Annotated in this window: 18 protein-coding genes, 2 pseudogenes and 3 riboswitches; of the genes and pseudogenes, 11 read left to right on the top strand and 9 right to left on the bottom strand. The window is 64.3% G+C overall.

The features are described 5' to 3' along the window. Nucleotides 1-135: 135 nt before the first annotated feature. Nucleotides 136-332, bottom strand: a riboswitch (cobalamin riboswitch). Between the two features lie 118 nt (nucleotides 333-450). Next, entirely contained in the window at nucleotides 451-1230 is a 780-nt protein-coding gene (gene cobS / locus ACVJGD_RS18915) for an adenosylcobinamide-GDP ribazoletransferase (protein WP_456635763.1), read from the bottom strand. Continuing rightward, entirely contained in the window at nucleotides 1231-2286 is a 1056-nt protein-coding gene (gene cobT / locus ACVJGD_RS18910; RefSeq protein ID WP_456635762.1) for a nicotinate-nucleotide--dimethylbenzimidazole phosphoribosyltransferase, read from the bottom strand. Between the two features lie 76 nt (nucleotides 2287-2362). Then, nucleotides 2363-2543: riboswitch (cobalamin riboswitch) on the top strand. A 111-nt stretch (nucleotides 2544-2654) separates the two neighbouring features. Here cobT and ACVJGD_RS18905 point away from each other — a divergent pair. Genes ACVJGD_RS18905 through ACVJGD_RS18880 form a run of 6 tightly spaced genes read left to right on the top strand, consistent with a single transcriptional unit; the run spans nucleotide 2655 to nucleotide 10463 of the window. Next, entirely contained in the window at nucleotides 2655-3101 is a 447-nt protein-coding gene (locus tag ACVJGD_RS18905) for a DUF1636 domain-containing protein (protein ID WP_456635761.1), read from the top strand. Continuing rightward, nucleotides 3098-3622, top strand: a complete 525-nt coding sequence (gene cobU, locus ACVJGD_RS18900; protein ID WP_456635760.1) for a bifunctional adenosylcobinamide kinase/adenosylcobinamide-phosphate guanylyltransferase — start codon at nucleotides 3098-3100, stop codon at nucleotides 3620-3622. The genes ACVJGD_RS18905 and cobU overlap by 4 nt, the downstream gene beginning before the upstream one ends. 13 nt (nucleotides 3623-3635) lie before the next feature. Then, nucleotides 3636-4649 (top strand): cobalamin biosynthesis protein CobW, encoded by a 1014-nt coding sequence (gene cobW, locus ACVJGD_RS18895; RefSeq protein WP_456635759.1) that lies wholly within the window; start codon nucleotides 3636-3638, stop codon nucleotides 4647-4649. A 17-nt stretch (nucleotides 4650-4666) separates the two neighbouring features. Continuing rightward, on the top strand, nucleotides 4667-8377 hold the full coding sequence (cobN, locus tag ACVJGD_RS18890) for a cobaltochelatase subunit CobN (RefSeq protein ID WP_456635758.1): 3711 nt from the start codon (nucleotides 4667-4669) through the stop codon (nucleotides 8375-8377). Next, nucleotides 8374-9000: a cob(I)yrinic acid a,c-diamide adenosyltransferase gene (gene cobO, locus ACVJGD_RS18885; protein WP_456635757.1), complete on the top strand. Its 627-nt coding sequence runs from the start codon at nucleotides 8374-8376 to the stop codon at nucleotides 8998-9000. The genes cobN and cobO overlap by 4 nt, the downstream gene beginning before the upstream one ends. Next, nucleotides 9000-10463: a cobyric acid synthase gene (locus ACVJGD_RS18880; protein ID WP_456635756.1), complete on the top strand. Its 1464-nt coding sequence runs from the start codon at nucleotides 9000-9002 to the stop codon at nucleotides 10461-10463. The genes cobO and ACVJGD_RS18880 overlap by 1 nt, the downstream gene beginning before the upstream one ends. Here the strand turns inward: ACVJGD_RS18880 and cbiB are convergent. Both cbiB and ACVJGD_RS18870 read right to left on the bottom strand, forming a co-directional pair. Then, on the bottom strand, nucleotides 10460-11431 hold the full coding sequence (gene cbiB, locus ACVJGD_RS18875) for an adenosylcobinamide-phosphate synthase CbiB (RefSeq protein WP_456635755.1): 972 nt from the start codon (nucleotides 11429-11431) through the stop codon (nucleotides 10460-10462). The genes ACVJGD_RS18880 and cbiB overlap by 4 nt on opposite strands. A 1-nt stretch (nucleotide 11432) precedes the next feature. After that, entirely contained in the window at nucleotides 11433-12314 is an 882-nt protein-coding gene (locus ACVJGD_RS18870) for an ABC transporter substrate-binding protein (RefSeq protein WP_456635754.1), read from the bottom strand. Nucleotides 12315-12323: 9 nt separating this feature from the next. On the opposite strand from ACVJGD_RS18870, the gene cobD reads away from it, so the two are divergent. Then, nucleotides 12324-13313, top strand: a complete 990-nt coding sequence (gene cobD, locus ACVJGD_RS18865) for a threonine-phosphate decarboxylase CobD (protein ID WP_456635753.1) — start codon at nucleotides 12324-12326, stop codon at nucleotides 13311-13313. Nucleotides 13314-13344: 31 nt separating this feature from the next. Here the strand turns inward: cobD and ACVJGD_RS18860 are convergent, their stop codons facing one another. Both ACVJGD_RS18860 and ACVJGD_RS18855 read right to left on the bottom strand, forming a co-directional pair. Continuing rightward, nucleotides 13345-14547 (bottom strand): TonB-dependent receptor, encoded by a 1203-nt coding sequence (locus tag ACVJGD_RS18860; protein ID WP_456635752.1) that lies wholly within the window; start codon nucleotides 14545-14547, stop codon nucleotides 13345-13347. A gap of 304 nt (nucleotides 14548-14851) precedes the next feature. After that, nucleotides 14852-15349: pseudogene (locus ACVJGD_RS18855) on the bottom strand (TonB-dependent receptor); the annotation flags it as partial. Between the two features lie 95 nt (nucleotides 15350-15444). Next, nucleotides 15445-15642: riboswitch (cobalamin riboswitch) on the bottom strand. A gap of 351 nt (nucleotides 15643-15993) precedes the next feature. On the opposite strand from ACVJGD_RS18855, the gene ACVJGD_RS18850 reads away from it, so the two are divergent. The 4 genes and pseudogenes from ACVJGD_RS18850 to ACVJGD_RS18835 all read left to right on the top strand — a co-directional run bounded on the left by ACVJGD_RS18850 (nucleotide 15994) and on the right by ACVJGD_RS18835 (nucleotide 19569). Further along, nucleotides 15994-16521 (top strand): hypothetical protein, encoded by a 528-nt coding sequence (locus ACVJGD_RS18850; protein WP_456635751.1) that lies wholly within the window; start codon nucleotides 15994-15996, stop codon nucleotides 16519-16521. 88 nt (nucleotides 16522-16609) lie between these two features. Beyond that, nucleotides 16610-16882, top strand: a pseudogene (locus ACVJGD_RS18845) (DUF992 domain-containing protein); the annotation flags it as partial. Between the two features lie 388 nt (nucleotides 16883-17270). Continuing rightward, nucleotides 17271-18368, top strand: coding sequence for a transporter substrate-binding domain-containing protein (locus ACVJGD_RS18840; RefSeq protein ID WP_456635750.1), 1098 nt, complete (start codon nucleotides 17271-17273; stop codon nucleotides 18366-18368). A 316-nt stretch (nucleotides 18369-18684) separates the two neighbouring features. Further along, nucleotides 18685-19569, top strand: a complete 885-nt coding sequence (locus ACVJGD_RS18835) for a hypothetical protein (RefSeq protein WP_456635749.1) — start codon at nucleotides 18685-18687, stop codon at nucleotides 19567-19569. 37 nt (nucleotides 19570-19606) lie between these two features. Here the strand turns inward: ACVJGD_RS18835 and ACVJGD_RS18830 are convergent, their stop codons facing one another. The 3 genes from ACVJGD_RS18830 to ACVJGD_RS18820 form a co-directional block, all read right to left on the bottom strand. Further along, a complete protein-coding gene (locus tag ACVJGD_RS18830) occupies nucleotides 19607-21124 on the bottom strand; it encodes a DASS family sodium-coupled anion symporter (RefSeq protein WP_456635748.1) in 1518 nt (505 codons plus the stop codon). Between the two features lie 140 nt (nucleotides 21125-21264). Beyond that, the gene (locus ACVJGD_RS18825; RefSeq protein ID WP_456635747.1) at nucleotides 21265-22089 is read right to left on the bottom strand and encodes a protein-L-isoaspartate O-methyltransferase family protein; all 825 of its coding nucleotides are present in this window, start codon (nucleotides 22087-22089) and stop codon (nucleotides 21265-21267) included. After that, entirely contained in the window at nucleotides 22086-25565 is a 3480-nt protein-coding gene (locus ACVJGD_RS18820; protein ID WP_456635746.1) for an ATP-binding protein, read from the bottom strand. Before ACVJGD_RS18820 ends, ACVJGD_RS18825 begins: the two co-directional genes overlap by 4 nt. Between the last annotated feature and the right edge of the window lie 69 nt (nucleotides 25566-25634).

Here is a 25634-nt window from a genome sequence, read left to right as displayed (position 1 = left end):
TCTGATTGGCAGAACCGAACGGGCCCCCACGGCAACGTGACACGTCACCGCGACAAATCCCCAGGGGATCAGGCGCTGTAAGCGCCCTTAACCTTGAGAATTTCGCTTCGGCTCACCCCGACCGACGCGTTTCGCCCGTGACCACGACAAACGGCAGGTCTCCTGGCTTGCGGATCATCGCCTCCTGATCGCCTTCCCGGATCCGAGATCCAGTGGCACATGACCAGAGACTCACCGCTTACAGTTGCGGGGGCAGCTGCGGCGTTGGGACAGAGCCCGCACCGCATTCCCTTTTGATCTCCCGAAGGAGAACCGTCGCGATCACAATAGGTTTTTTCAGAAACCGCTGTCAACAATACGCGAGTAAGCAGACGACATCATCTCCGCGCCGATCTTTCTGCGGTAAGTCTGTAGAGCGGTGTCGAAAAACCGAGCTGCTGCGGTGGACTATCAAATCGACCGGATGACGGCGGCAACGCCCAGCAGAAAACCGACCTCGAACACCTGCTCGATGGCCCCGAGCACGTCGCCGGTATAGCCGCCGATCAGCCGTCGCGACCACAGCGTGACGGCAACTGCCAGTGCGATGCCGCAAGCGATGCCGGCAAGAAGGGCGAACGGAGCATGTGTGCCGGAGGCCGCAGCGAGCGGTGTCAGCGCGAGCAGCACCACGATCGTCGCGAAGCCGATTTCGCCTGTCCGGAGCGTCGAGGGTGCATAAGCCACCTTCATCGAGGAGATGTTGCCGGCATATTTCATCCAGCCGAGGACCGGCAGCGCCACGGCGCGGCCGGCGGCTCCACTTGCAATCAGCGCCGCCGCGCCAGTCCAGGCCGGCATCTCAGTGAGCGCCGCCACGCGCAATGCGATCGCGAAAACGAGTGCGAGCGTGCCATAGGTTCCGATCCGGCTGTCCTTCATGATGGTGAGACGCTGTTCGACCGTCCAGCCGCCGCCAAAGCCGTCCGCGGTGTCGGCCAGGCCATCCTCGTGCAATCCGCAGGTGAGGAGGACGCTTGCCATCACCGCCATGAGCGCCGCGATCACCGGTCCCAGTATGAGGGATGTGAACAGAAGGGCGGCCGCCGAAACCAGACCGACGATCGCGCCGACCAGCGGGAAGAATGGCGAGGAGCGGGCCAGCCAATCGGAATCGGGCGCATCCTTCGAATCGCCGACCGGGATGATCGTCAGGAATCGGACCGCGTCGCGAAAACGATCCAGGCTCATCTAGATCTTTCCCTCCAGCACGTCGCTGAGGTCGGCGACGTCGGTCAGCAGGCGGGACGCTGCCCGCACCAGCGGGACCGCCAGCAACGCGCCGGTGCCCTCGCCAAGTCTCATGTCGAGAGCGAGCAACGGCCGCGCCTGAAGCGCCGTCAGCACGATATCGTGACCCTTCTCGGCCGACCGATGCGCAAAAACGCAATAGTCGCGCGTCGCCGGCGCCAGCCTGACGGCGACAAGGGCGGCCGCAGACGAAATGAAGCCGTCGATGACGACCGGACGGTGATGCGCCGCTGCGCCAAGCGCTGCACCCGTCATCATCGCGATCTCGAAGCCGCCGAATTCCCTGAGCACCTCGAACGGCGCCGTGGCGTCGCTGCGATTGGCTGCCTTGTGGATGGCGGCGCGCTTGCGCGCCATGCCTGATTCGTCCTGGCCGGCGCCGACTCCGATGCAGTCATCCAGGGAAGCGGGCGCCAGCCGATGCACCAGGAGTGCGGAAGACGCGGTGTTGCCTATTCCCATCTCGCCGAGTGCGATGATGTCGGCACCTGCCTCGATTTCACGGGAAGCTATGGCAAAGCCGGCCGCGAGCGCCTTGTGCGCTTCCTCGGTCGACATGGCAGCCTCCCGCGCGGAATTCGCGGTGCCGGCCCGGATCTTGACATCGAAGAGGTCGGGATGGGCAGGCAGATCGCTGGCAACGCCGGCGTCCACGACGCGGATGCTGACGTCTGACGCAGCCGCAAAGGCGTTGGCGCTGGCGCGACCTGCGAGGTAGGTCCTCACCATCGCGGCCGTCACGGCGGACGGATATTGCGAAACGCCTTCTTCCGTCAGCCCGTGATCGCCGGCGAATACGAGCAGGACGGCCTTTTGTAGCGCTGCGGCGGATGGATGGGCGATCATGCCGAGCTGCACCGCCAGGTCTTCGATTCGTCCCAGCGATCCCGGCGGCTTGGCTTTGCCGTCGATTCGCGCGCGCATTGTCTTAGCAAGCGTCTGATCGATTGGAGCGATCGCGGGGATCTGCAAGTCGGATGGGATTTGGAAGGTCATGGGCGCCTCGTGAGCGCGCCTTAAGTGACTGAAGGAAAGGTGCGGGTCAACTGCGGTTGACCGCCGTCGCGGGGACAGTTAGCGTGGCGGCGATGGTCCTTCTTTCGGGAAGGTGAAAAAGGGAAGCCGGTGCAAGGCCGGCGCTGCCCCCGCAACTGTAAGCGGCGAGCCAAAGCCGAAGCCACTGGGATGACCGGGAAGGCGGCGAGAGGCAACGACCCGCGAGCCAGGAGACCTGCCATCGCGCATTGTGCTTTGGAGGTTCGTCGGGCGGGGTGCACCGGACGGAACGAGTTCGATGGTCGTTCCACCGTCGAACGCGATCCAACAAAGCTCGCGGCCGTCATGGCCTTGACTTGAGCGTCGTGATGGATCGCAACGACTTCGATCAGCAAGATCTTCGCCCGGATGAACTTTTGCCCGCGAACGCCGCGCCTGGCGGTCCCGTCGTCGTGAGCGTTTGCATCACCTGCAAGACGTCCGATGGCGCCTTGGCCGGCCCTGCCATGTTCGACGCGATCCAGGTCGCTACAGGCGAGCGCGATGCTGCCGTTCAGATCCGTCGCGTGCAATGCCTGAGCGTGTGCAAGCGGCCGACCACGGTCGCGGTTTCGAGTTCGGAGGGCTACACCTTCCTGTTCGGCGACCTCCAGCCCGAGGGTGCCGGTGCCGTCGTGTCCTTCGTCGAGTCCTATCGAAAGTCGTTGTACGGCCTGGTGCCGTGGCGCGAGCGCGCCGAAATCCTGCGCAGGGGAATGGTGGCGCGGCTGCCGCCCGTCAGTTGGTCGCCGGAAGATGGCAGCGCCCCGAAATGAATTCCCTCTCGACCACGCTGGTGCTGGGGGGCGCACGCTCGGGCAAATCAGCCTTTGCCGAACGGGTGATTGCCGAAAGCGGCCTTGCGCGCGTGTATCTGGCGACGGCGACCGCTGACGATGGCGAGATGCGGGACAGGATTGCGCATCATCGTGGCCGGCGCGGTTCGGATTGGACCACCGTAGAGGAACCGCTCGCGCTGATCGATGCCTTGACGCAGGTATCGCGGCCCGGCTGCGCGGTGCTGGTCGATTGCCTGACGCTCTGGCTCTCCAACCTGATGCTCGCCGGGCGTGATCCGGATGTCGAGGCGGAGCGGCTCGCGCAATTTCTTGGCGCCGCTGCGAACCCTGTTGTTCTGGTGTCGAACGAGGTCGGTCTCGGCATCGTGCCCGAAACCAGGCTTGGCCGCGACTTCCGCGATGCTCAGGGCCGTCTCAATCAAATGATCGCCTCAAGCGTTCCCAACGTCGTGTTCGTCGCGGCCGGTCTGCCGCTGTGGCTCAAACGTTCCCCTTAAGGAGTCCTGAAATATGTCCCGTGTTCCAGTCACCGTGCTCACCGGATTCCTCGGTGCCGGCAAGACGACGCTGCTGCGCTCGCTTCTCACGCAGGCCGACGGTCGCCGCATCGCCGTCATCGTCAACGAGTTCGGCGACGCCGGTTTCGATGGCGGCCTTGTCGAGGAATGCGCGGCCAAGGCCTGTGCGCCCGGCGATATTGTCGAGCTGACCAATGGCTGCATCTGTTGCACCGTCGCCGACGATTTCATTCCGACCATGGACAAGCTGCTGACACGCGACGGGCCGCTGGATGCGATCGTGATCGAGACCTCCGGGCTGGCGCTGCCGCAGCCGCTCTTGAAGGCGTTCGCGTGGCCCGCGGTCCGCACGCGCGCGACCGTCGACGGCGTCGTCACGGTCGTCGATGCGTTGGCACTATCAGAGGGACGGGTCGTGCTCGACGAACACGCGGTCGCGGCTCAGCGCGCCGCGGATGAGGAGATCGATCACGACGACCCGATCGAAGAAGTGTTCGAGGACCAGCTCGCCTGCGCCGACCTTGTGGTCCTTTCCAAGAGCGATCTGGTGTCATCGGATGTGCTCAGCGGCATCGAACAGCGGCTCGGCGCACAATTGAGACAGGGCGTCCAGGTCGTACGCTCGCACGGCGCTCTCGCGCCCGACGTGCTCATCGGAATGAAGGCTGATGCCGAGAACGATCTCGCCGCGCGAGCGGGTCATCATGGCGAGGAAGAGGAGCACGATCACGACGACTTTGACAGCATCGTCGTGACGCCTGCGGCGGCCGAGAGCGTGGAGGCGATGCGCATGCGCGTCAGCGGCGTCTTGGGTCTGGCGGGCGTGCTGCGGGTCAAGGGGCACGCGCGGATCGCGCAGAAGCCTGCGCCGATCGTGGTGCAGGCGGTCGGCAGCCGTGTCGAACTGGCGTTCGCGCGGCCCGATGCCAGGCAGGCCGAGCATCTGGTCGTGATCGGCCTGAAGGGCTTTGACGCCGACGCGGCGCGCCGCGCGCTTGCGGGATAGCCTCTTGAAAGGCGAGCATGCATCTGAAACTCGACAGCGGCGGCGGCATCGACGATGGCGATATCGCTCGCGACCTCGGGCAGGACACCGCCGACATCGTCATATTGTCTGCAGCGGATAGTGATCTGGCGACCTTCGGCGCGGCGCACGCTGCATTGCCTGCGGACTTCCCGAGTGTCCGCCTGACCAATCTGCTGGCTCTCGGTCATCCCGCCTCGGTCGATCTCTATGTCGAGCGCACGCTCCGCGAAGCCAAGATCGTCGTGCTTCGGATGCTCGGCGGGGAAAGCTATTGGCCGCATGGCGTCGAGAGCATTCGGCGCGACGCGATTGAGTGCGGGACGTTGTTCGCCTGCATTCCCGGCGAAACCGACTGGAACGCGGCGTTGGCCGCGCGCGGCACGTTGGGCGCCGACGAGACTTATGAGCTGTGGCGCTATTGCACCGAAGGCGGCAGCGACAACGCGCAGTTGGCGCTTCGCTTCGCCGCGCATCTGATCGGGTACGGCAACAGGCCGCCGTCGGCGCGGCCAATGCCGGCCGCCGGCTTCTGGAACGGCGAACCTGCCACGGACGAACGCGCGAACGCTGTCGTGATCTTCTACCGCGCCCTGGTCGCAGGCGGCGATACGGCCGCGATCAATGCGCTGTGCTCTGCGCTCAGAGCCCGCAGGCTCAATGTAGTCGGGCTCTATGTCACGAGCCTCAAGGACGAACGCTCGATCGAATTTCTCCGCGCGGCGCTTGCCGCGCATCCGCCCGACATCATCGTGAATGCGACGGCGTTTGCGACGGCGACCGCGCGCGAAAATGCCGGGATATTGTCGGAGACCGACTGTCCCGTGCTGCAGGTCGCGCAGGCCGGCATCTCCCGAAAGAGCTGGGAAAGCTCGATCCGTGGCCTCAATCCGCGCGATCTTGCCATGCATGTGGTGCTGCCGGAGGTCGACGGGCGCATCTTCGCCAACGCCATCGCGTTCAAGGAAGCCGGACAGAGCCTCGGCTCCTTCACGCCGACAGCTTTCCGACCGGTCGAGGATCGCGTCAAGGCGACGGCCGATCTTGCCGCGGCATGGGTGCGGCTGCGCCGCGCGCCCGCGAACCAGCGACGGGTCGCCATCGTCCTAGCCAATTATCCCAACCGCGACGGCCGCCTTGCGAACGGTGTCGGCCTGGATACGCCGCAAAGCTTGATCGGGATACTCGCTGCGATGGGGAACGAGGGATACGAGATTCCCGGCGCGCCCGATGATGCGGCCGACATGATGCGGCTGTTGCAGGAGGGACCGACCAACGCACTCGAAGGCCGCGCGTTGCGGCGTGGCGGCGCCTCATGGCCGTTCGCCGAATACGAGGCGGCGTTTGGCGCGCTCCCTCTCAATGTTCGTCGTGCGGTCACCGGGCGCTGGGGCGACGCGGCGCGAGACCCGCATGTCACCGATGGCATGTTCCGTCTCGGTCTGCATCGCTTCGGCAACGTCGTTGTCGGCGTGCAGCCGGCGCGCGGCTACAACATCGATCCCAAGAGCACCTATCACGATCCGGACCTCGTTCCGCCCCATCACTATCTGGCATTCTATCTTTGGGTTCGTCGCGTCTTCGACGCCCACGCGATCGTTCATCTCGGCAAGCACGGCAATCTGGAATGGCTGCCCGGCAAGAGCACCGGGCTTTCCGCCGATTGCCTGCCGGACGCGGTGCTCGGTCCGCTGCCGCACCTCTATCCCTTCATCGTCAACGATCCCGGCGAAGGTATCCAGGCCAAGCGCCGCACCTCCGCGGTCATCGTCGATCATCTGACGCCGGCGGTGACCCGCGCCGGATTGCATGACGATCTGGCACGGCTGGAATCGATGGTCGACGAATACTCGGTCGCGACCGACCTCGATCCGAAGCGCGCCGCTGTCATCGCCGAGGACATCCTTTCGACGGCGCGGGCGCAGCGGCTCGATGCGGATGTGAACCTGACGCGGGACATGCCGGTCGGCGAGGCGCTGCGCGCGCTCGACGCGCATTTGTGCGACATCAAGGAGATGCAGATCCGCGACGGCCTCCACGTGTTCGGGCGTGCGCCCGATCCGAGACAATGCGCCGATCTGCTCGTGTCGATCGCGCGCGTGCCGCGGTCGGACCGCAAGCCTGAAGACGCTTCGCTGCATCGCTCGCTGGCGCTCGATCTCGGTCTTGCCGATTTCGATCCGCTGACCCGCGATCTCGCTGGCACATTCAAAGGGCCACGACCGGCGGTTCTGGCCGAGCTCGGCTCGGACCTATGGCGGACGACGGGAGACACCGTCGAGCGGATCGAAGAATTGGCGCTGCGGCTGGTGTCGCGTGAGATGAAGCCGGACCCGTCATGGATGCGCACCATCGCTGTCCTGAACTGGTTCGAAACGAGATTGCGACCGGCCATCGACGCGAGTCCGCCGCAGGAGATGACGGCATTGCTGCGCGGTCTTGACGGCCGCTTCGTGCCTCCGGGTCCGTCGGGCGCGCCGACGCGTGGCAGGCCCGACGTGCTGCCGACCGGGCGCAACTTCTTCGCGGTCGACGTGCGCGCGGTGCCAACTCCCTCGGCTTGGCGGATCGGGCAATTGGCGGCCGAACGGCTTGTCGAATCCTTCTGGCAGGAAACCGGCGAATGGCCGCGCACGATTGCGCTGTCGGCCTGGGGGACCGCCAACATGCGCACCGGCGGCGATGACGTTGCGCAGGCGCTCGCCTTGATCGGCGTCCGGCCCACGTGGGAGGAGACCTCCGGACGGGTGACCGGCTTTGCGATCACATCCCTGTCCGAACTGAAGCGTCCACGTATCGACGTCACATTCCGTGTCTCGGGCCTGTTTCGGGACGCGTTTCCGACCCAGATGGACATCATCGCAAGCGCGGTGGCGGCGGTTGCGGCCCTCGACGAACCAGATGACGCCAATCCCATCGCGGCGAATGTTCGCCGGCGCCGGCAGGCGCTGGAAGCAAGCGGCGTCAGCCGCGAGATCGCCGCGCGCCGCGCCAGCCATCGCGTGTTCGGCTCGAAGCCGGGCGCCTATGGCGCGGGGCTGCAAGCCTTGATCGACGAGGGCGGCTGGAATGATCGCGCCGATCTGGCCGACGTCTATCTGGATTGGGGCGGCTATTCGTATGGCGCAGGGGCCGAGGGCAGTGCTGCCCGTGACGATCTTGCCGCGCGGCTGGCCGACGTCGACCTGATCGCGCAGGCCCAGGACAACCGCGAGCACGATATCCTGGACTCCGACGACTACTATCAATTCATGGGCGGACTGGCGGCAACGGTGTCGGCCTTGCGCGGGCAGGCGCCGCGCATTGCGCATATCGATACGTCACGGCCCGAGATGCCGGCGGTGCGGCCGCTGGCGCATGAGATATCGCGCGTGGTGCGTGGCCGCGCAGCCAATCCGAAATGGATCGCTGGCGTCATGCGGCACGGCTATAAGGGCGCATTCGAGATGGCCGCGACCGTGGACTATCTGTTCGGTTTCGCCGCCTCGACTGACGCGGTCTCAAATCATCACTTCGATCAATTGTTCGCGGCCTATCTCGAAGACGACCGCGTGCGAAGTTTCATGGAGCAGTCCAACCCGGCCGCACTCCGCGAGATGGCTGCCCGGTTCGCGGAAGCAATCAGGCGCGGATTATGGACGCCACGCTCCAATCGCGCCGCGGATTTGATTGCCGAAAGCCTGCAAGAAGCAAAGAAAGAAATCGCATGACGAGCCCATCCCAAGAGGTCGACGAGAATGCCCGCCATCGCGAGAAGGCCCGCAAGCACAAGGCCGCACGCGACAAGATCATGGCGACCAAGACGGGCGAAAAAAGCCTGCTGATCGTCCATACCGGGACCGGCAAGGGCAAGACATCAGCGGCGCTCGGTATGGTGTTTCGGCATATCGGTCACGGCTATCCCGTCGCCGTCGTTCAATTCACGAAGTCGCCGAAATGGGATACCGGGGAAGCGCGGCTGTTGGCCAGATTTCCAGAGCTCGTGACCTTGCATGTGATGGGGGAGGGCTTCACCTGGGAAACGCAGGATCGCGAGCGCGACATTGCAGCCGCGCGGAAAGGCTGGGAGCGCGCCAAGGAGCTGATCCGCGACGATCATCATCGCATGGTGCTTTTGGATGAACTCAACATTGTCCTCCGTTACGACTACCTTCCCATCGACGAAATCCTGGCCTTTCTCCGTGATGAGAAGCCGGCCGACAAGCACGTCGTCATCACCGGCCGCAACGCGCACGCCTCGCTGATCGAGATGGCCGATCTGGTCACCGAGATGACGCTGGTCAAGCATCCGTTCCGTGCCGGCGTGAAGGCCCAGAAGGGGATAGAATTCTGATGACACGGCCGACGCCGGCGCTGATGATCCAGGCCACCGGGTCGAATGCGGGGAAATCGACTGTTGTCGCGGGTTTGGCGCGGGCGCTGGTGCGGCGCGGTCTCAAGGTCGCGCCGTTCAAGCCGCAGAACATGTCGAACAACGCAGCGGTGGCGGTGGATGGTGGCGAGATCGGCCGTGCGCAGGCGGTGCAGGCGCGCGCCGCGCGGATGCCGCCGAGCGTCCATATGAACCCGGTGCTGCTGAAGCCCGAGACTGACACTGGCGCGCAGGTGATCGTGCAGGGCCGGCGACGCAGCACGCTTCGCGCGGCCGATTATCTCGGAAAGAAGGCCGCGCTGCTGCCCGCCGTGCTCGACAGTTTCGCGCATCTCGCCCGCCCTGCTGATATCGTGCTCGTCGAAGGCGCAGGCAGTCCGGCCGAGATCAATCTGCGCGCCGGCGACATCGCCAACATGGGATTCGCGACGGCGGCCGATGTACCCGTCGTGCTGCTGGGCGATATCGATCGCGGCGGTGTCATCGCTAGTCTCGTTGGCACCCATCTCGTGCTGGAACCGGAGGAGCGCACGCGCATTCGCGGCTTCCTGATCAACAAGTTCCGCGGCGATCCCAGGCTGTTCGACCAGGGACTCGAAGCCGTGACGCGTCTGACCAATTGGCCCTCGCTCGGCGTGGTGCCGTGGCTGCCCCAGGCCGCCTGGCTGCCGGCGGAGGACGCCGTTGATCTCGATCGCGTGCAGGCATCTTCCGCGCAGAAGGTCATCGCCGTTCCCGTGCTCGCGCGCATCGCCAATTTCGACGATCTGGACCCGCTGGGCATGGAGCCTGGCGTCAGGCTGGTGTTCGTGAGGCCGGGCGAGCCGATCCCGGCCGACGCCGATGTCGTGATCCTGCCCGGCAGCAAATCGACGATCGGCGATCTCGCCTTCCTGCGCGCGCAGGGCTGGGATATCGACATCAAGGCGCATGCCAGGCGCGGCGGTCAGGTGCTTGGACTGTGCGGCGGCTACCAGATGCTCGGCCGGACGATCACAGACCCCGATGGCATCGATGGCCCGGCGGGCACGGTCGAGGGGCTGGGGCTGCTCGACATTGCCACGACGATGGATGCCAACAAATCGACGACGCTCATGCAGGGTATTCATTGCGCCACAGGCAGCCCGGTCGAAGGCTATGAGATCCATCTCGGCCGCACCAGTGGCGAAGATTGCGCGCGCCCTGTGGCCATGATCGACGGCCGGCCCGATGGTGCCGGCTCAGCCGATGGCCGCGTGCAGGGGACGTATCTGCATGGGCTGTTCGTCAATGACAGCTTCCGAAAGACGTGGCTTGCCAATCTCGGTATCGCTTCGTCTGTCGCCTACGAAGCAAAGATCGAGTCGGCGCTCGATGCCCTTGCCAACCATCTGGAAATGCATCTCGACATCGATCGCATGCTGGAGATCGCAAGGAGCCGTTAGATCACCAACACCAGCGCCGCATAGATCATTGCTTCCAGCGAGCAGGCGGCAATCAACAGCTTGAGTGCGCGACGGATATCGGCACGGCCGGCGTCCAGCCGCGCGCCTGTGTTGAGGAAGGGGTCATCGACGAGGCGGTCGCCATAACGGCGAGGCCCGGCCAGGGCGAGACCGAGCGCACCTGCCATGGCGCCTTCCGGCCAGCCCGCGTTCGGCGACCTGTGCTTTGAAGCGTCGCGCCACATCACCTTGAGGGCCTGCACGGTGGAGCCACCTATGATCGGCGCGACCATGGCGATCAGCGCCGCGGCCAGCCTTGCAGGCGCGAGGTTGAGCAGATCGTCGAGCCGCGCCGCCGCCCAGCCAAAGGACTCATGGCGGGGACTGCGATGGCCGATCATCGAATCCGCCGTGTTGACGACCTTGTAGACCAACAATCCCGGCAACCCCAGCAGCGCAAGCCAGAACAGCGGCGCGACCACGCCGTCGGAAAAATTCTCTGCGCAAGATTCGATCGCTGCACGCGAGACGCCACTGGCGTCGAGCTGTTCCGGATCGCGGCCCACGATCATGGATACCGCGCGCCTTGCTTCGGCAAGTCCACCGCCAGTGAAGGCCGAGACGACCCGGTTGACGTGCTGATAGAGGCTCCGCTGCGCGATCAGGATGGAGGCCACAAGGCCCTGGGCTATTTGCCCGAGCAGTGTCCACCCCAGCGCGGCTTGCAGCAGCAGGCCAAGGCCAGCGCAGATCGCGACCAGCACGCCCGTGGCTAGGCATCCCGCGGCCTTGCGCTGTGCGGCCGACCAGTGCTCGCGGTTCAGCGCGCGATCGAGCAGGTTGATGGCCGAGCCCATCAGCGCCACCGGATGAGGGAAACGGCGCCACAGCAAATCCGGATCGCCGATGATCGCGTCGAATGCGAGCGCCAGTACAACGATCAACGCCGTTTCGCTTCCCGCCAGCATGTCATCGCGCCACGCGGTTTAGTTCGGCGACGAGGCGTTCCAGCGCCTCCGAAAGCATCGGGCCGCCGCAGACGGTCAGCTTCTCAGGGATGACCAGGCGTTTCGACGGCGGATAGAAACGTTCAAGTGCGGGATGCATCAGGAATGCTTCGCCTTCGTCTTCTGCGAAGTCGCCGCCGTCAGATACAAGGAGGAGATCGGGTCTCAGCTTGACGATCGCCTCCAGCGACGCGAAGCCGCCAAGCTTGTAGCCGAGGTCACTTGCCGCGTTCTTCAGGCCGATCGTGGCCAGCATGGAGCTCATCAAGCTGCCGCCACCCGAGACCCAGCCGCGCCGCGACAAGGCCAGCACGCGATAGGATCGCTGCGAGAGCGCCTCCTTCGCGTGCTGGATTGCGATGTCCAACCGCCGTATTTCGGATGCGGCGCGATCCGTCTGGTGCAGGAGTTCGCCCATTCGCCGGATCTGGTCCTTCACATCCTCCAGCGAACGCGCAGCGTCGAATTCGATCACGCGCACGCGATTCTCCTTCAGCAATTCTCGTGTCGCACGCTTCGTGAACCTGCCGGCGACCACTGCGTCCGGTCGCAATATCAGGACATCTTCGGCTTCGCCCGATAGTCGGGGGTAGGCTGCGGCCTTCTCCGCGTTCCAGGAGCGGGCGGGGTCGCGCGAATAGGGACTGAGGCCGAGAATCTGGCTTGGATCCGCCAGCGCCAGCAGCAGTTGGTCCGTGCACACATTGATGGACGCGACGCGTGGCAGATCGGCTGCATCAGCGATATGTGCTCCGCACAGCGCTGCCAGTAACAAAAACGTTGCGCCGATCGCCGGCCGCAGCGCGTCAACAAGGGTCTCGCGCGGGGTCGCGATTGATGGCATGAAGCGATCATGAAGCACGGCGGTGATCTGACGGAAGCTATTGCGCGCCACGGCGGCGAGCCCTTGGACTGGCTCGACCTGTCGACCGGGATCAATCCCTGGCCGTGGACGATTCCGCATCCCATTCCAGAGAGTACATGGACGCGCTTGCCATCGTGTGCCGACGAGCAGGACCTGCTCGCCGCCGCGCGCGAAGCCTATGGTGTGCCCGACCATGCGGGTATCGCGGCCGCCGCCGGCACGCAGGCCCTCATTCAATGGATCCCGTATCTCGCCGGTCCCGGAACGGTTGCGATTGTCACTCCGACCTATGGCGAGCATTCGGCCGCATGGAGCAGCGGAGGCCGAGAGGTCATCGCCGTGAATGATCTGTCCGCGTTGCCTGAACGCGCCCTTCACGCTGTCATCGTTAGTCCCAACAATCCGGATGGACGTATCGCGGATGGCGGGGTGCTCCGGCACGTTGCCGAGCGGCTCGACCGTCGTGGTGGCTGGCTGGTCATCGATGAGGCCTTTGCCGACGTTGATCCAGCGATCAGCGCTGTCGGGATGAGCGCCGACCTTCCCATCCTCGTGCTGCGTTCCTTCGGCAAGTTCTATGGGCTCGCCGGACTTCGCCTCGGCTTCGCGGTCGGCCGACGCGACATCGTCGAGCGTATCGCCGCGGCGCTCGGTCCATGGCCGGCCTCCGGCCCGGCGCTTCACGTCGGCACCGCCGCCTTGCGGGGCCGATCGTGGGCTGATGCGATGCGTGCGAAGCTCGCTCGCCAGTCTGGTGAGCTCGACAATATCCTGACAGCGGCCGGCCTTCATCTCGTCGGAGGGACCACGCTGTTTCGCCTTGCCTCCCATCCCGATGCCCCGGCCCTGCACGCCGAATTGGCCCGACGCCACATCTGGTGCCGTAGCTTCGACTGGGCGCGCGAATGGCTGCGATTTGGCCTTGCGCCGGACGATGGTCTCGATCGCCTGGCCAGCGCGCTTCAATCGTTCAAATAGCGCATCCCGCGCGTCAATCATCACGTCCGCTTTACCAGTGAGCATCAAACCCGACATAAGCTGCGGGACCGGTGGTGCCATAGTTGAACACTTCCTGATAGTGCTCGTTGAAAATGTTCTCGCCGCGCAAGTACACCTTCCAGGTCTCATCGATCTTGTATTCGGTGTAGAGGTCGACGCGGACGTAAGGGGCGAGCGGCAGCGTCTCGTTCGAACCGCTGTAGCGCGTGGATACCGCGAGCACCCGCGGCTCGATCAGCCAGTCCTTGATCGGTGTGATCGGAAACGAGAATCGCGCCAGGTTTTCCGGCCGGCGCGCCAGCGTCAATCCGGTCGAAAGATCCTTGGCCTGCAGATAGGTAAAGGCGGCGTTGAACCGCAGGTATCCCGGCAGGATATCGACATTGACGCCAAGCTCCAATCCGTCGGTTTCGGCACGCGAGATGTTCACATAGTGGCCGAGTGGATGTGCCGGATCGATCACGAAGTCGATCAGGTTGCTGAACCTGTTGCCGAATCCGGTCAGCGAAACCACGACGCGACCTCCGAACAGGCTTTGGTCGATGCCGGCGTCGTAACCGAAGCTTTCCTCTGGACTGAGCGCGGGATTGCCGTAGGTCGGCGCATAGAGCTGATAGAGCGTCGGGGCCTTGGCGCCGGTCCCGGCGCTCGCATGCAGCTTGGTGCCGGTCTCCGCGATCGTGTAGGCCGCGGTGGCTCGCCATGTCTCGAACCGCGCGACGTCAACGACGTTGTCGACCCGGCCGCCGATCGTGACGTTGAGCCGCTCGCCGATCGGCAGTTGCCAGAGCGCGAACACCGAATTCGTGTCCTGCGTCCCCGCGAGCTGTGGCGTCGTGGCTCCTGGGATCGGCAGCAGGTTGGTGGTGGAGGTGCTCGCCGTTTCGTGCTGCACGCGCGATCCGACGATGAGCGATCCCAGCGGGCCGACCTTCAGGTTGCCCTGATATTCCAGGCCCGTGCTGTCGCCGACGAAATTGGAGAGGATGGACGTGGTGTTCCGCGGCAGCTTGTTGATCTTGTAGGTGACATCATCGAACGAGCGGTCGATGTGCGTCTCGAACGCGCTCACGCCATGGGTGAGGATGCCGCCGAGCGTGTCGAAGGAGGCGCGTCCCCAGACCTGTTCGAGAAGGCGCGTCGCGCTCGACGGCGTGTCCGGGAACGCTCCACTGGACTGGTCGTAGGCGGACCGCGTGAACGAGGCCAGCATTCCGGTCTCCAGGCGTACGCCTTCGCCGGCGTCGTAGCCGACGCGTGCCGAACCGCCGACGCGGTCGAAGCCGTCGCGCTCGAGGGGCCCATACTTGGCCTCGAGCGCCGGGATGCGATAGCCATAGCGCGAAAAGGCCGTTGCTGTGCTGACCGCTTCCCGTGAATGCGTAGGACCACGGCCCCGAGGTTCCGGTCAGCGCTGCGCTGCTGCTCGCCGTGCCGTAGCTTCCGCCCTCGGTGCGGACGTCGAGTTGCGCCGGGCCGGTGCCCCTCTTGGTGATGATGTTGACCACGCCGCCCATCGCGTCCGATCCGTAGAGCGCGCTCTGCGGTCCTTTCAGCACCTCGATCCGCTCGATCGCGCCCGGGGCGAACATCGCGAAATCGAAATCGCCGCTGGCGGCGGTCGGATCGTTGACCCTGATGCCGTCGATCATGACCAGCGTCTGGCCGGTATTGGCGCCGCGCAAACGCACATTGGTCGTTGCGCCTGGTCCGCCGCTCTCGGTGATATCGAGCCCGGGCACTGTCCGCAGCGCGTCGACGAGCGAGGTCGGATTGCTGGTCGCGAGCATCTGGTTCGTGACCACGCTGACCGAACTTCCAGTCCGGCTTGCGGGCTCCGGTGTCCGGTCGGGAGTTACGACGAGTTCAGGAGTCGGCGGAGGGGCCTCGTTACTCGGCGCCGGACGCACAGGACGAGTCGCTGAAGATGTTCGCTTGTTCCTCGAGGCCGGCTTGGACCGGGCGTCCGGATTGACGACCACCGCAGGGAGTTGTTCGGGACGCGATTGAGCCATCGCGCCAGTCTGATCGCATGCAGCAACGGCCGCACACACGGCAAGAAAACGCCGCAAGCTCATGAATGCCCTTTCCGCCGACCCACCGTCGAACGAGTTGATACCCGTCAACGGCCGGTCTCCTGGCTCGCGGTCGTCTCGCGATCCGCCTTCCCAAGCCCGCTTGGCAGGCTCAGTGGCATCCGGATCGCAAATATCCGCTTACAGTTGCGGGGGCAGCCGCGGCATTGGGAAGAGTCCCGCACCGCGTTCCCGTTTCACCCTTTGAGGGCACCGATGACGGCGGCTAAGAAGCACAACGCCGAGCAAAACTCAAATCGATAACGATCCTTCAGACCCCAACAGCATTTCTCCAGATCGCTGGCAGGGGCGAACTGAATGATGAACACAGAAAGTTGCAGGCAGGCGAAAGGATAGAAACGGCTCGTTGATTCGCCGCGCCGAAGCCATTTGACATGGTTCAACGCCGGCCAGGGGGAAACACACTGCGCTATTCCCGCGACCGGAATCGTCAACCTCTGATAAATACCTTAGGTTGCTAATAGTGGCCTGAGGCGGTAGCCTGTCGATCGAGCAGCTACTGCGGATAGATGCCGAGCATTGATGCCTGTCCGGTACGCTGTCGGCACACGGAGGAACAGAACATGTCGGTCCCGTGCAAGTTCGAACTTAGCCTCCTCAGCCACGACGAATACGAGACCATCCGCCTCACGCATCATCCCGCCATCTATGAGGTCGAGCCGACTGATCTTGCGGCCATGCAGTCCCGCTTGCGCAAGATGCGCGACAAGGAGCGAACGCTCAGCCGACAAAAGCGGCGAGAGACGCGTGGAAAAGGCCAGGCTCGCGGCGCGAACTTCCCTGGAACGGCCGACCGTCCATCACAACGCAAGCAGGTCTTTGCCGCAGCACTGAAGCGGGTCAACAGCGAGCTCAGGCGTCTTCACAACCTGGCAGCTCGGACCGCCCATGCCGAGGCGGCCCGAAAGGCGCTCGCGCTGCGTCGAGCCGCGGACTTCGTTCCCTATCCCTCCGCCGGGTCTGCCGCCAACGAAGGCATGGTGCCGCGCTTGAGCACGCGCCGAAGGAAGATCGTCACTGGCGCGCGAATCGGGCGAGTGTCGCAGGCGACGAAAGTCGCTCAGGCAATACGCGATGCGCGAGGCGCATGAGCCTGCGCTGACCAGTGCGCATTACCGCCAGCGGGTGTCTTACCGGCGGGGTTCGTCGCAACGCTACATTTAGGCAGGACGGGTAAGGCGTGTCGGCTTTGATCTCGGCGTCACCGGAGGTGGCGTTCTATCCTGGGCTGTCCTTGCCAAGAACTCGCGGATTGGTCCCGGCACCATGCGCGGGAGCTATGTGGGGGCCAGCGCCAATGTTGCGCTGGGCCCCGGCTTTGGCGCCAACGTCCTGATCGGCGGATCGCGCCGAAGCGTCGTCCTGCAGCCGCATTCCGTCGAGCGCACGATCGGGGTCAATCTCGCGGCAACGGTGACCCATTTGACCCTGGGCGCAAGGGGACGACGATAACGCATCCCTCGATAGTTCCTCAAAAGCAATGCGGAACGTTGCCGACCTTTGGCTCAGGCCCCACGAACCCGCGTGCAGGCTCGTCGTATTCAAAAACCAACGCAGTTCAGGACACCACATCCTTTTGTCGTACCAACTGATTTTGGTGCGCCATATGTACCGCCGGCTGCCGGGTGGTGGCTGGAAATAGACCGGCTGAGACGCTGGCCAGACGGTGGTGGGTCGTAAGCAATGGCCGAGGTGCAGGCCGGCATTGACTACGGCTTCGCCATTTTATTCTGCGTGGCGCGCGAAATTGCCATCATTCTAATAAGAATTGCGACTCGTGCGCGGATCTTTCTTGGGTTCCGACGTTCGACGGCGAGATCGGCACTCGCAAGGCGAACCTGTGATTTTGTCACTTCGATCTGTCCTGATATGTCTTTTATCGCTGGCGATGCTTGCGCTCGGCGGCAGCGCGGTCCGCGCGCAAGGCACAGCCGCCGACAAAGAGTTGGTGGTGGCGACCAAGGAAGCCCCGCCTTTCGCGATGAAGCAGTCGGATGGGAGCTGGGGCGGTATCAGCATCGATCTCTGGAAGAGAATCGCTGATGGAGCGCATCTGCGTTTTCGTCTGGTTGAAACCCAGAGCGTGCAGGACCTGCTCGATGGCGTCGCGAAGGGCGACTTTGACGCCGGCGTCGCCGCGGTAACTGTGACCGCTTCGCGTGCGCGCGGCGTCGATTTTACTCAACCTTTCTACAATACGGGGCTGGGGATCGCGGTTCCGCTCAATGAGAGTCCCTGGGTCTCGATCGGGCGGGCGCTTCTTTCCTTCGGCTTCTTCCAGGCTGTCGGTCTGCTGCTTTGTTTTGCGATGGCGGTGGGCTTCCTCATTTGGCTGTTCGAACGCCGGAAAACGGAACATTTCGGCGGAGGAGCCAAGGGGCTCGGCTCCAGCTTCTGGTGGTCGACCATTGCGATGACGCAGGCGGGAGCTGCCGCGAACGCACCGGCAACGCTGCCCGGGCGAATCGTCGCGACCGGGTGGATGATCGCTTCCGTCATCGCGATAGCCGTGTTCACCGCCGGCATCACCTCCACCCTTACGCGCAGAGAGCTGCAAGGCGCCGTCCACGGCTTCAACGACTTGCGGTCCGTGCGCGTCGGCGCTGTGGCGAACTCTGCGACAGCCGACTATCTCACGCGTCAGCAGCTTTCCTTCCGGGCATTTCCAGATGCTCAAAGCGGCCTGTCCGCTATGAGCCGCGGCAGCATCGATGCCTTCGTCCACGACAAGCCGCTCCTGGCCTGGATCGTTCGGAACGACTTCTCAGCCTCGATTCGTGTCGTCGATACCAGCTTCAGCAGCGAGAGATATGCGATCGTGCTGCCGAGAGGCAGCGCCTTGCGCCCGATGCTCGATCTCGCCACGCTCGATCAAATCGAAAGCGATTGGTGGCAGCGGACGCTGTTCCAGACCCTTGGTAACGCCCGATCCCCCTGACTCTCCGCTCTGACCCGCTCACAGCCTGCGCGTGTGAGCTAGTTCATACGACCAGACCGTGTGCCCGGATAGCATAGACGCACGCTGATGGGGGGCGTGTGGCCGGCTGCAATGCGCCGGGCCGGTATGGCCGAGGAGAGCGTCATGCGTGCCATCAGGACGTTTGGAATACTCGCAACGATTTTGGTGGTGACCTGCACCGCCACGCCGGTCTTCGCCTGTCCCGCGGGCTACGTCGCATGCGGCGGTGCTTGCTGCCCCGGCCGATAACCGCGCCGATGCACGTCCGACCTGGATATGATGGCAGGAGGTAGTCATGCGTACCATGACAATGATTGCGCTCGCCGCAACGGTCGCGACGGTGGCCGTTCCGTCGGCAGCGTATTACTTGACCAGACCGAGCGAGGATCCCCTCGGCGATACGTTGCGCCGATACAGCTTTGTCCCAATCAATCCGCCCTCCAATCTTATGGAAGTCGGATCGCTCTACTATGTCGACGCCGAGGTGAAGGAGTTCAAGGCGATCTGCCACGCCGACAAGGCCGACCTCGACGGTGCCGTCGTGTCGTCGCCGAGCTGGGAGATGCAGGAAAGCCTGGAACGGAACGGACGCTTCAACACCGGCGTGAAGATCGATCTTGGCTGGATGCTGAATGGGAGCGTCGGCAAGAACTATGTGGTGAAGGTGCACGCCTCGCTGAACGACGTTCTGCTCGAGGAAATTCCGCTCGGTCCAAACTGGCTGATCTTCACCAAGCTGATGGAAAAGCCGCAATGCAGCCAGGTCGCCATGCAGTATCTCCATGCCGGAGGCTATGTGTGCCAGGGGCAAAAGATCCTGCAGGCGACCGCCGAGTTCAAGCTCGACCGCGACGCGCAGAACAAGCTCACAGCCAATGCCAAGACCTCGCCTGACGAGATCAAGAACATCATGAAGCTCGCGGTCGAGTCGCAGAGCGATCAGAGCGTTGTCGACAAGGAGGGGCGCCTCTTTGCCGGAGCGGCATTGAAGTACGGCGTCTCGATGAATCCGATCTGCCTCGCGCCCCCGGACGGGCGCTTCCGGCGCGTTCTGCCGCGGACCGCGCTCGGGCGCGTGACCAATTTCGTGCTGTTCAACGTCGTGGAGCCGATGCTCCCGTCCAGGTCGGCGCGTGTGGAAGTGGCGCAGGACACTCACGCAGCCGAGAGACCGAAGTGACGAGAAGCATATTGGCAGCCTGCGAGGTCGGTTGACGTCAGACGTATCCAAGCCAATGCCAGTAGGTGGCGCCAAGCAGCATCACCAGCGCTAGCGCGATGATGGTGAGCACGAGGCCGGTGCGAACGAAATCCCTGGCCTCGAAGGTCTCGGTTCCATAGGCGACCATGTTCTGCGGCGCATTCACCACGAGAATGAAGCCGAAGCTCACGACGAACTGCAGCAGCATGGTCATGCCGACCATATTGATCCCGGGCGTTGCCACATGCTGGAGTACGGCAATGACGATCGGGATCATCGCGGAAGCGAGCGCAGTTGCGCTGGCGAACCCGAGGTGGATCAGGGTCAGGAACAGGCTCATCACGGCGAGGATGAACAGCGGGCTGGCGTTCTGAAGCCCAAACTTGGTTACGACCAGATTGGCGAGCCAGACGGCGCCGCCGGTCTGCAGCAGGGCGGTGCCAAGGCTGATGCCGACGCCAAACAGCACGACGGTGCCCCACGGAATCCTCGGCTGCGCCTCCTTCCACGTCATGATTCCGATGCTGGGCATGAACAGCAAGGCGACGGCCGCGATGGTGGTCGATGATGTATCGAAACGATGCAGCACGCCCTCGGTCGCCCAGAACGCAAGCAGCGTCAGCGAAATCGCAAGCAGCTTCTTTTCGGACGCTTTCATTGCGCCCAATTCCGCGAGCGACTTGCGGATCGCGTCGCGACCGCCGGGCACTTCCTTGACTTCCGGCGGCATCATGCGCGTCATCACGAAATAAAGAGCGACCGACATGATGAGGCCGAACGGCGCCGCCGCGACGAACCATTCGAGCCAGGTGATGGTGTGGTTCAGCGTCCTCTCGATGAAACCGACGGCAACCATGTTCTGCGCCGCCGCGGTCTTGATGCCGACATTCCAGATGCTGGCCGTCTGCGTCGCGGTGATCATCAGCATGCCGGCAAAAGCGCCTTTCTTGTTGACGCCGAAGGCGGCGATGATGCCGAGCATGATAGGCACGATACAGGCGACACGCGCTGTCGTCGAAGGCACCAGAAACGACATGATGAAACCGACAAGAATCGCACCGATCACGACGTTGCGGGTTTCGGTGCCGACGCGGGAGAGAATGAAGAGCGCGATGCGCCTGTCGAGCTTCGTGGCTGTCATGGCGGCGGCGATAAAGAGCGCCGACGCCACCAGTGCCAATGCGGTGTTGGAAAAGCCGCTGAAAGCAAGGCCCAGGCCTGCGCTGGTGCCCATTGCTACGGCCGGATTGCTGAGGCTCGGCGCCGTGCCGAGCAGAAAGGCCATCAGCGCGGCGATGACCACTCCTGATACAGCGTAGTCGAGCGTCTCCGTCATCCAGATGATCACGGCGAAGGCGAGCACGGCCAGCATGCGATGGCCCGCCACCGACAATCCCTGCGGCGTCGGCAACAGGAGCACAGTGACCAGCACCGCGATGGCAACCAGAAGCCCCCAGTTGGCGCGAAGCCACGACGGTTGAGCGGGATGACTGGCGGGGGCGGCAACGGGTACGGATGAATCTGCGGTGGACATGGGCGCTCCTCTCGTCGCTGCGGGACTTTGCGCGACGAATGCTGCGCTGCCTTGAGGAAGATCAAGAAACAATGCCGACGATGTCCGCTATGCAGGGCGGCCAGCCCGGCGCGCAGTGGGGTGACGTGCTCCTCATTGCGCTACGTCGGTAATCTCCAAGTTCGCCGCGGCTTCCGCTCCGACGGCAGTCCTTGCTCGATACTTTGAAACCGCAGCGGGGCGAGGGCAACGGCGCGTTCCCACCAGTCCGTCACGCGCTCGCCGAGCGCGGTTCTGCCTCGGCCCTTGCCGGGGAAGATCCTGATGCGCCTGACCGCCTCGGCCTGATAGCAGCGGGCGAGGCGGGTGATCTTGATGACGGTGCCGACCCGGCCGCGCCTGGTCAGCGGGACCAGCAGGCGGCCGTTGCGGCGGAGCGCCTCGATCCACAGCGGATGCGGATGGTTGAAGCCGGCATGGACGATGATCACATCGGCCGGGCCGCCGACGTCGCTGCAGCCGTCGCCGTGGATCACTTCGACGTTCTTGTAGCGCCTGAGATTGGAAGCGGCACGGCTGACCAATGCCTTGTCGCAGTCGATGGCAAGGACCGTGCCTTGCGGGCCGACGATCCTGGACAGGATCGCCGAATAATAGCCGAGCCCGCAGCCGATCTGCACGACACGCTCTTTCTCCTTGATGTCGAGCACATCCAAGAAATGCGCCCACAGGCTCGGCAATCCAGTGTCGAGCCTGCGGCGCTCATCGATCGCCACCAGCACGTCGTCGTAGAGATGAACGGGATCGGCGTCGGCGGTGGGGCTGTAGCCGTCTCGAGCTTCGCTCCGGATGCGCCAGGGCCCATCGCCGGCAAAGTGCTCGCGCGGTACCGCGGCGAAAGCCTGCAGCAGGCGCGCGGAGGAAATCCGCTCGCGTTGCCCGATCGCGCTCGCGTAGCGTCGTCGTGCGGCCGCCAGATCGCTCATCCCGCCCGGTGAAGCCCTGTCCGGTCGGCCCACGGATGCTGTCTTGATGGATTCGCGCCGAGCTCCTCCATCAGGTTCCAGGCTTCCTTCAGGTCCGACGTGCGTAAGCCCTCCGTGAACTGCGCCGCGACCGGCACAAGCAGCTCGACGGCCTGCTCGCGCTTGCCGGCATCGCGCCAAAGGCGCGCCAGACTGACGGCCGACCGCAATTCCCATGCAAGCGCGCTCTGCTGGCGCGCCAGCTCCATCGAACGGCGGAACAGTTCCTCGACGTCGTCGGCCACCGCGAGGCCGCCCTGGGCAAAGGTCGTTTCACCCTGCAGGCGATAGACCTCGGCGAGGAAGAAATGGTCGCCGGTCCGCCTCGCAACCGCCAAGGCGCCGTCCAGCGCGCGCAGCGCCGCTTCCAGCCGGCCGGCTTTCGCATAGGCGGTCGCGAGCAGGCTCCTGAACCAGCAGCTCGCGAGCCAGGAATCCATGGCCTCATAGCCCTCCAGTCCCGCCCGCATCTGCTTCAGCCCCTGGTCGATCTCGCCGAGCTCGGCCATCGCCCAGCCGCGCAGGATGGTTGCCTGATGCTTCCAATGCAGGAAGCCATGATCCGACGAGACCACCATGGCGCGGTCGGCATAGTTCATGGTCCCCTCGACATCGCGCAGGTGCTGGCACAGATAGGCGCCGAATTCGAGGGCGAAGGCGAGCGTGAACGGATGACGCAACTGTTCCGCGTTGACGATCGCATCCTCGCTGTACTGGCGCGCCGCATCCGGGCGGCCGAGAAACCACTGGAGATATCCGAGATAGGACAGCGAGACGACGCCGGGATCGATGCCGTGCCGTTCGGTCAGTTCGCCGTGCAGATCGGGCGTGTAGAGCCCGATGCAGCGCTGCAGATGATAATGCGAAGCCGCAAATCGCCCGCGATAGAGCATCGTCATGGCGATGGCCCGGTGGGCCTCGATCAGATATCCGGCCTGCTGCTGCATCGATTGCGCGGTCGCGTTCGGGCGCATCCGCTTTGCGAACTGCAGGAGCTCGACGCTGAGATCATGGGCGCGCGTGAGATCGGCGCGGATGAAATGGCACACCCAAAGCCCGCGGGTCGCCGTGAACACCTTTGCCTCGTCGTCAAGCTGACGGCCGAGCTCGAGCGCCTGGGCGTAGTTTTCCTCGACCTCCTGCACCGCATAGCCCTTCGCGGCGATCAAGGCGTTGCCCAGGGCGGTGCGAAGCTCCAGCTCCATTTCGTCGCGTCGCTGCATCTTGGGATGGCTTTGCGTGACGCCGAGGCCGCGCCGGAGATGGCTGATCGCTTCCAGATTGGCGCCCGCCTTCGCGGCCTGCTTGCCCGCCTTCAGCCAGAAACCGGCGGCCGGTTCGCTCTGGCCGGACTCGGTCAGGTGATAGGCGAACAGCTCGGGCTCGCGCTCGGTACGTTCCGGATAGATGCCCGCGATCACCTCGGCGATCCGCGAATGCAGCCTTCGCCTTTCGCTGTGCAGGAGGCTCGAATGCGCCGCGTCCTGGATCATCACATGCTTGAAGACATAGACCGCATCCGGCCCATGGCCACGGCGAACGATCAGCCCCGCCTGCTCGAGATGATCAAGCGCCGCCTCGATCTCCTCCGCCGGCGCTTCGGCGACCGCGCGAAGGATCTCGTAGGAGAACTCCCGGCCGATTGTGGCCCCGATCTGTGCGATCTTCTTGAACGGCCCCATGCGATCGAGGCGCGCCATCAGCGAGTCGGTCAGGGTCGCCGGGATCGAGAGCTGGCGCCATGGTCCGGTGAAGACGTAGCGCCCATGCCGCTCGGTGAGCAGGTTGGATTCGATGACGGCCTTGGTCAGCTCTTCCAGGAACAGCGGCACGCCGTCGGTCCTGACGATGATCTCCTCGACGACTTCCCTCGGCAGCTCACGCCGCCCTGCGACCCGCTCGACCAACGTCGTCCGCAGTTGCCGGCTGAGCCGGTTGAGCGTCAATGTCGTGATGTGGCGATGCGCATTCCAGCTCGGCTCGAATTCCGGACGGCAGGTGACGATCACGAGAATGGTGGCGCTGTGGGCCCTCGCCACCAACAGATCGAGCACTTCCCGCGAGGTAGGATCGATCCAGTGGGCATCCTCCAATGCGATCATGAGCGGCCGGTCGCGCGCAAGCCCGATCAGATGGTTCACCAGCGCGGCGACCGTCACATCCTTGTGCTGCTGCGGCGAAAGCTCCGGCAGCGCATGCCGATCGCCGGTCGAGATCGACAACAGCTCCGCAAAGATCGGCACGACCTGCTGCACATTGCCCTTTGCGGCGGCCACGGCCGCCTCGAGGCTTGAAAGCGCCAGCACCGAAGAGCTTTCGCGATCAAGTCCGATCGCGAATTTGAACTGCTCGATAAACGGATAGAACGCGGTGCCGGTGTAATAGGGAGAACACTGGAACGACAACTGCCCGTGCTGCTCGCCCGCGACCCGTTCGTGAATCTCCTGGAAGATGCGCGACTTGCCGATTCCAGGCTCTCCCGACAACAGGACGACCTGGCCGTTGCCCCGCTTGGCCTGTTGCCAGCGCTGCATCAGCAGGGCGATTTCTTCCTCCCGGTTGACGAGCGGGGTCAATCTCGGGCCCATTGCCGCGGCGAAGCGTGTTTCCGTGCGCGCCCGCCGGACCACGCGCCAGGCCTGGACTTTTTCGGATAGCCCCTTGAGCGTGTGAATGCCGAGGTTCTGGTAGTCGAACTTTCCCTTCAGCAGGGATTGCGTCGAGGACGCGATGACCACCCCATTGGGCGGGGCCAGCGGCTGCAGCCGGGCGGCGAGGTTCAGCGTTTCGCCGACGGCGGAGTCGCGTTCCTCGGAGCTCTGTCCGATCATGTCTCCGACGACGGCAAGGCCGGTCGCAATTCCGATGCGAACCGCAGGCGTGTAGCCGGACGCCCCTCGCGGCTCGCCGCCTTGCGCCGATGACAGCGCCTCCACGATCTCAAGTCCGGCGCGCACGGCGCGCTCGGCGTCGTCCTCATGCGCATGCGGATAGCCGAAATAGATCAGGATGGCATCGCCGACATAGCGCGCGGCGAAGCCGTCATAATACTTCACGATCCGGACGCAGGTCTCCCTGAAGCGGGCGATGATGTCGCGCACATCCTCGGGATCGAACTGCTCGGAGAGTGACGTGGAGCCCACCATGTCGCAGAACATGGCGGTGAGCTGCCGCCGTTCGGCGGCGTTCGCCGTTCTCGGCGGGGTCGGATTGATCGCCGGTGCGATCGGGACGAGCGAACCTATCGCGCGCTGCAGGCGCCGGCGATCACCCATCGGCAGACCAAGCTTCGCCAGATCCTCTTCGGTCAGATCGGGGAGGACGTCGCGGTCGATGCGGTGCTGGATGAAAAGATCGCCGTATTGCCCGAGGCCGATCTCCTCAAGCCAGTGCTTCAAGCCATCTGTCGTTTCAGAGCCTGGCTTATTCTCCGGCATAACTATCCGTCGGGCTGCATCTCAGGAAAGGACCGTCTCGGTCTGGTTGCATACATTTCAGGGGACTAT

The organism is Bradyrhizobium sp. USDA 10063, assembly GCF_054063735.1.
Note: the sequence above shows the minus strand (reverse complement) of the source record. Positions and strands in the feature narration are given on the sequence as shown.